The organism is Leptolyngbya sp. FACHB-36 (assembly GCF_014695955.1).
In the GTDB taxonomy this organism is placed as follows: domain Bacteria; phylum Cyanobacteriota; class Cyanobacteriia; order Leptolyngbyales; family Leptolyngbyaceae; genus FACHB-36.
The window spans coordinates 1-6,070 of the sequence record NZ_JACJPG010000432.1; the positions used below are offsets into that span (position 1 = coordinate 1).

Sequence of the window (6,070 nt, forward strand, 5' to 3'; positions counted from 1 at the left end):
TGATTTGTAAACACGGCAAGGCTGTGACCCGACCCCGGATGCCCATGAAGACAGAGGACCGGAAAGCCGCTTCCCTGTACGATGGCATTCAGATCTACAAGCTGAGACGGTTTTGAAGCCACGCTCACAACGACACCCAATGAAATGCTTGGTCGATAGACTCGATCGTATACATCCTATTATCCTTGGCTACTGGCTCTTCTAGAGGCATTCTATTACTATGAACCTTTAGGGACATTCCCCGATTCCCCTGCGATTGTGCTGCAACTTGAAACAAGGATTGACCGGAGACATGCCAGAAGAACCGACTCACCGAGAAGCCGAAGAGCAGGCACCTAGCACTGCGGAGAAGGCTCCTGACGTGGCGATAGAGAACGCTCCATCCACGTCTTCGCCAGAGGCAACTGCCATTCCGACGGCAAATACGCCTGACCCGGAAGCGGCAAGTCCGGACAATCCCAACGCAGCGAAAGCCAAGGTTGAACCGGGTGACAAGCCTGCCGAAAAGCGATCGCCCAAGGCAGACGCCGCAGACGGAAAACCCGCTGCCAAACCTAAGAAAGAAAAAGCTCCTGCGTTAGAAGATAAGCCATTCGCAGACTTTATCCAGCAGGATTTTTTGCCTGCTCTTAAGGCTGGGCTGGAGAAGCAGGGAATTTCTGATGCAGCTTTGCTGTTTGAGAAGCGCAAGATTAATGTGGTTGGCTTCTCGCATTTGCCGGAGACGTGGCAGGTGATTTGCCGCTGGAGCAGCGGCTACAAGCAAACGAGGGAATTCAATCTCTACTTTTTCGACGAAAATATCAATGGTCAGAAGGGCTTTTCTTACTCGGAGAGCGGCGGTAGACCGAGCACGCTAGAGTCGTTCCGAATTGATGAGCGTAAGTTTGACCTGGGGCTGCTGGTGTTCTGGACGCTGCAACGGGTTAATGCTCAGAAGTGGCTGGTGAGGAATTAGCGACTACTGAGTCAATTTGCCCTGACATGTTTAGGAGCATGGTAGGGCAAGCAGAGTTCACAGAGAGGAGCGATCGTCGTTCCGCTTAGGTGGGAAGCGGCGATCATGGTGTGCAAGCAAGGCAGCGATCGTCGCCTTGCTGTTGTGAACACTTCAAGTTCGCTGTGATGGCGCGATTGCCTCTATAAGATCACAATCCCCAGAGGCATTCATGAGCAACTGAAGGCGATCGCTCAATCTAGAGGGTTGCCTTCGTCCCAGTTGCTCTTACAGGCAGCCGTTGATAAGTATTTCGAGCGCGACGAATGCTAACTCTAAGGTCATCGAGAATGTTTCGGATCGCAGTTAGTGCGCCTGTTAGCTGCTCTGGGTCCGCTATCTCCATCTCCGATACGAGAAGGTCCGTAGACAGGTTGATGGTTATCTTCATGAAAGGTGTCTAAGAACTGAGTAGCCCTTGAGTAGCCCTACTTAGTACCAGTAGTCAATCTCCAATTATGGTGAAATAGCAAGTGATCGTTTACGTTTGTCTTGGAAACATTGCCGAGAGACTTAGTTAAAAGCAAAAACCCCTGATCCATCTAGAATCAGGGGTTTTAATTAATTGACGCTGGGACTAGCGACCCATCCGCGCCGAAGGCGACAGATCCGACCAAGACTGCTTGACCAAATCCGCATCCGCCTTAACGCTACCTAAGTAGTTGCCCGCAGGCAGCGACGGATACCGCTTATACGGCACCACATCCTCACCAAAGTAGCGCGAGTACTCAGCGCTGTTCACCATCTCCTCAACCGCCGCCTTCAGACCCTTATCTGCCAGAATGCGGTTGTACTGACGGATTTCTGACTGAGTTGCCGGAGCGCGACCGAGCAGATGACGGAACAAGAATTCGATCACCTTCGTATTCGGGTAAGGCGCATAGAAGCGACGGACATAAATATCCGAGCTTGCTAGTGTCCTGACAAACTCGCGCACCGAGATTTCGCCATTGCGCAGCTTGCTTTCCAGGTCCGATCGACGGAACTGAGCGGGCACTTGGCCGCTGAACACATCCATCACCTGCACATAGATGGCGTTGAGCGCCAGTTCCGTTTCGCCCTGAGTCATACCAGGGTTCATGCGATAGATACGAGCGGGCTTGCGACGCGCCGTGCCAACGCCCACTTCCACAGACTGACCGTTGCCGTTGGTGAACGATCGACCCAACTCGACGAACCTGGGTTTGCTCAGGTCGATCTTGCGGCTGTCCGCTGCCAAGTCCGCCATCGCCTTGCCCATGAGTGGCATCTTGGTCGCATCCATACGCGGCTTAGTAGACGCAAAACTGGGGACTTCCAGCTTGTCATCTTGCTTGGTCAGCTTGTTATACAGCGTTTGGCTGTTGGGGAAGTTCGCTGCAGGCAGCGTCAAGAAGCGGTTGTATGGCACCGTATCTTCGCCAAACGCCTGAGCGTAATCCATGCTGTTGACCATTGCGCCAATGAAGCCCTTCAAGCCCTGGGTTGCCAGGATTTGGTTGTACTTACGAATCTCTTGTTGATCCAACGGTGCCCGACCGAGGAAGTGCTTCGTGCCTAGCTCAATCACCTTCGTGTTGGGATAGGGCGTGTAGAACTCCTTCAGGTACAGATTTGAGGTACCCAACCTTTCAATAAACTCCTTCAGGTTGATTTCCCCATTGCTGAGTCGGCTTTCTAGCTCAGTAAACTCGTTCTGAACAATATAGGGAGCAACATCGCGCTCGAAGATTTGACGATAGGCTGCGCCAATGATGGTCTTGAGGTTTGTCTTGTCGTTGAGGTTCGTGAGCTTAAAGGTTTTGGTCTGTTCCCGCTTCTTGCTAACGCCCTGGTTGATGCGGAACTGAATGTCCGGCTCGGTCCGCAGTTGGGAAACAGCGCCGAGTTCGACGAAGCGAGGCGTTTCTTCCCGATCGATGCGGGTGCCTTTGTCGCCGATCGAGCCAACGCGCACCGTCCGCAGCGCCAATCCACCCGGAGTCAGGTAGCGCTCGTAAGGAACAACATCCTCATCGAAGGTTTCGCTGTATTCAGGGCTATCAATCAGCGCATCAATCAGCGCATAGAAGCCCTTCTTCGAGCAAATATCGAAGTACTTGTTAATTTCCTGACGCCCGTAAGTTGGACGACCCAACAGCCGACGGTGGATGTACTCAACCGCCTTGGTAACGTACAGCTTCTCCCAGTACAGAGAGCGGAACAGATTGGACTTCGCCAAGCGACGGATAAAATCGCGAACGGTAATCTCACCGTTCTCCAGCTTGATTTCATCTACCTTCAAGCGCTGTCCGTCGTAGACATCCCGTCCAAAGACTTGCAGGTACGCCGCTTTAATGACGGCTTGCGTCGAGCTTTCCGAGAACTTAACGCTGATGCCCTTCGTGCTAACGGTGCGCTTGCCAGCAGACATGCCCGTAAAGCTGGGCACTTGGTCGAGCTTGAATAGCTTTGGTCCTAGCGACCCCGGAGCCAAGCCACGCGCCGCCGGATTGCTGAGCTGGTTGTTGATCCCTGGACCGCGATTAATCAGAATGCGGCGGGTATCCTTGCCGAACGGTGCAGGACTGGTGCTGGGGTTTTTCGTTTCCTTCGGGAAGATAGCACCGAACTGAATTTCCAGCGGGTCGTTGCCGGAGCCGTAGGGGTGCTGGTCAGGCAGCGGTTGGTCGTACGACGCGAAGGTCGTGAGGAACTGCGGCACCTTGCGGAACGGAGCGCTGTACTTAAACAGGTCTTGCTGCGGTCCCCAGTTGCGGCACTCTTGTGCTTCTTGACCTAGACCACGCAGGTAAGGCACCGTTTCTTCGCCGAAGTAGTCTGCGTATTCCTTAGAGTCGATTAGCGCATCAACGAGGGCAGGTAGACCACCGTTAGACACGATCGAAAAGTACTTCTGCACTTCTTCTCGCGAACTCGGACCGCGACCGAGGATGTGACGGAACGCCAACTCTAAAGCGCGGCTGTTGATGTACGGCTCAAAAAAGTTCTTGCGGTACAGCGGTGATTTTGCCAGACGGCGAATGAACTCCTTCATGGAGATGTCGCCGTTCTTGACCTTCGATTCCAGATCCGAGATGCCTAGCGAGTAGGCACGCGTGATGTCGCGCTCGAACACCTGACGATAAGCGGCTTTAATGATTTCGATCTTCTCAGACGAAGACAAACCGGGCTTCATGGCGTACTTCGGGCGACGCTCTGCAGCATTGGCGTAGATCTGAGGTAGCTGCAGACCTTGCAGATCTGGCGAGGGACGCTGCCGAAGCTTATCCGAAGGCGTGGGCGCTTTGAATTCGCTGATCAGCACGTCGAAGTACTGAGCGACGATCGCCGCCGAATCGGCGTCCCGTCGGAAGTAGCTCAACGCTGCGAACCGCATTTCTTGCAGCGCCACGATCGTGGCTTCTCCAGAGCACGCCCGCTCAATAATTTCCCGCAGACCGCGCGTGTTGACGGCAATAATGTTCGGGTCGCCTGCGACGATCGCGTAGGTTGTGTAGCGCAGGAACCAGCTCAAGTCCCGCAGCGATTTCTGCATGTTTGCAGGACCATAGCGGGCAATGTTAATCGGGCGGAAGCTGGGCGGAACCGGACCGCCACCGCTGCCCGGAGCCACGCTAAACAGCGCCTTGATGCCATCCAGCAGACCACCACCTTTGTCATCGACAAACGTGACGGTTCCCAGTTTCATGCTCTCTTTGGTGTCCAGGACGGTGCCTGCGATCGTCTTAACAGGCTCCTGTACAGGTCGCTCCAAGAACGACATGGGAGAACCGCCTACGAAGATCCGGTTGGCAGCCCGCGACACAATCAAGTCGGACTTTTGGGTCAGGATCGCTGCAATTTCTAGGCGTTTGGCACCCGAACTGAAGTAGCGGGCGAGTTCGTCCAGTTCGCCGCGTCCCAGGAAGCGGTCTTGCTGCTCTGCCTGAGTAATCGTCGAAACGGGTAGGGTTTGGTAAAGGTTCGGGCGTGCAACTGAGCTTCCACCACTTGCTTTAACACTCATTGGATTTCAAAGGCTCCCTATACGGATCGTAACTGTGTTAAATCTGACCAGAGTGTCACCTGCCAACCATCCGAAAGCATTCCCCTTTCTGGGAAGCGGCTCTCTGCAAGAACGTGAGCAAAGACGGCACGGTCAATCAGTGTCATTCATTAGGTTAGAACGATCGGGGTCCGTCCATTTCGTTTATTAAAAACTATGAAGACCTAAATCGCTCGATTTATCGTTTGATCATAGAGGATCAGGGTTACACACCTGAGAGCGTGTGAAGTTTTTGTTACAAAAGTGAATACTAACAAAAGGTGGCTGCTGACTGAATGGTGACTGAAGCAATCGCTCACGCAAACCTACCTGAGCACCTTGCTAAGATGCAGTCATTCCCGCTCACTGGAGCTGCGAGATGATCCAGTACAACCCATTGCAGGTTTTACCTACCGCCGAAGACCTGCCCGACTCCGACGATACACCTGTGGATAACGAACTGCAAAACTTGGTGCCAAACTTGCTGTTGGCAATTCTGGCAATTATTTGGTCGGAGCGGCAGGACTGGTTTTTCGGCGTAGATATGGGCATCTACTACCTGCCAGAAACACCGCAGAACGCTCTAGTACCAGACGGGTTCCTTAGTGTGGGAGTCGATCGCCGTAAAAGTGATCGAGGACGACTGAGCTATGTAATGTGGGAAGAAAACTACACTGCTCCAGTTTTGGGCCTGGAAGTAGTGTCCCAGAAATACGGTGGCGAATATGACACCAAACTGGACAAGTATCGATCGCTGGGCGTGCTGTATTACGTGGTATACAATCCAGACTTCTGGAGACGCGATAAGCACGCACCCCTTGAGGCATATCGTCTGATTAACAATCAGTACGTGCTGCAATCAAGTGAACCTTTCTGGATGCCCGAAATTGGGCTAGGAATTGGTCGAAGTCAGGGAACCTACAAGAACTGGCGTCGCGAATGGCTGTACTGGTTTGAGCAATTGTCTGACGCTGGCTTTGAGCGGTGTCTTAGTCCCGATGAATGGACAGATCGAATTGAGCAACAGCTTGAGCAGACTGAGCAACAGCTTGAGCAAACTGAGCAAC

Annotated in this window: 4 protein-coding genes and 1 pseudogene; 2 read left to right on the forward strand and 3 right to left on the reverse strand. The window is 53.2% G+C overall.

The window, feature by feature from the left end; all coding sequences use genetic code 11:
• Window positions 1-128 (reverse strand): annotated as a pseudogene (locus H6F43_RS23130) (alpha/beta hydrolase); the annotation flags it as partial.
• A gap of 164 nt (window positions 129-292) precedes the next feature.
• Here H6F43_RS23130 and H6F43_RS12125 point away from each other — a divergent pair.
• Window positions 293-958, forward strand: a complete 666-nt coding sequence (locus H6F43_RS12125) for a DUF2996 domain-containing protein (protein WP_190343015.1) — start codon at window positions 293-295, stop codon at window positions 956-958.
• 238 nt (window positions 959-1,196) lie between these two features.
• Here the strand turns inward: H6F43_RS12125 and H6F43_RS12130 are convergent, their stop codons facing one another.
• Together H6F43_RS12130 and H6F43_RS12135 are read right to left on the reverse strand one after the other, a co-directional pair.
• Window positions 1,197-1,388, reverse strand: coding sequence for a hypothetical protein (locus tag H6F43_RS12130; protein ID WP_190343016.1), 192 nt, complete (start codon window positions 1,386-1,388; stop codon window positions 1,197-1,199).
• A gap of 186 nt (window positions 1,389-1,574) precedes the next feature.
• Entirely contained in the window at window positions 1,575-4,985 is a 3,411-nt protein-coding gene (locus H6F43_RS12135; protein ID WP_190343017.1) for a phycobilisome rod-core linker polypeptide, read from the reverse strand.
• Between the two features lie 397 nt (window positions 4,986-5,382).
• On the opposite strand from H6F43_RS12135, the gene H6F43_RS12140 reads away from it, so the two are divergent.
• The coding region (locus tag H6F43_RS12140; protein WP_190343018.1) for a Uma2 family endonuclease at window positions 5,383-6,070 on the forward strand (688 nt) is incomplete at its 3' end.

Coding starts and splice junctions, on each gene's coding strand:
- H6F43_RS12135 (WP_190343017.1), bottom strand. CDS start 4,985: ATGAGTGTTAAAGCAAGTGGTGGAAGCTCAGTTGCACGCCCGAACCTT.
- H6F43_RS12125 (WP_190343015.1), top strand. CDS start 293: ATGCCAGAAGAACCGACTCACCGAGAAGCCGAAGAGCAGGCACCTAGC.
- H6F43_RS12130 (WP_190343016.1), bottom strand. CDS start 1,388: ATGAAGATAACCATCAACCTGTCTACGGACCTTCTCGTATCGGAGATG.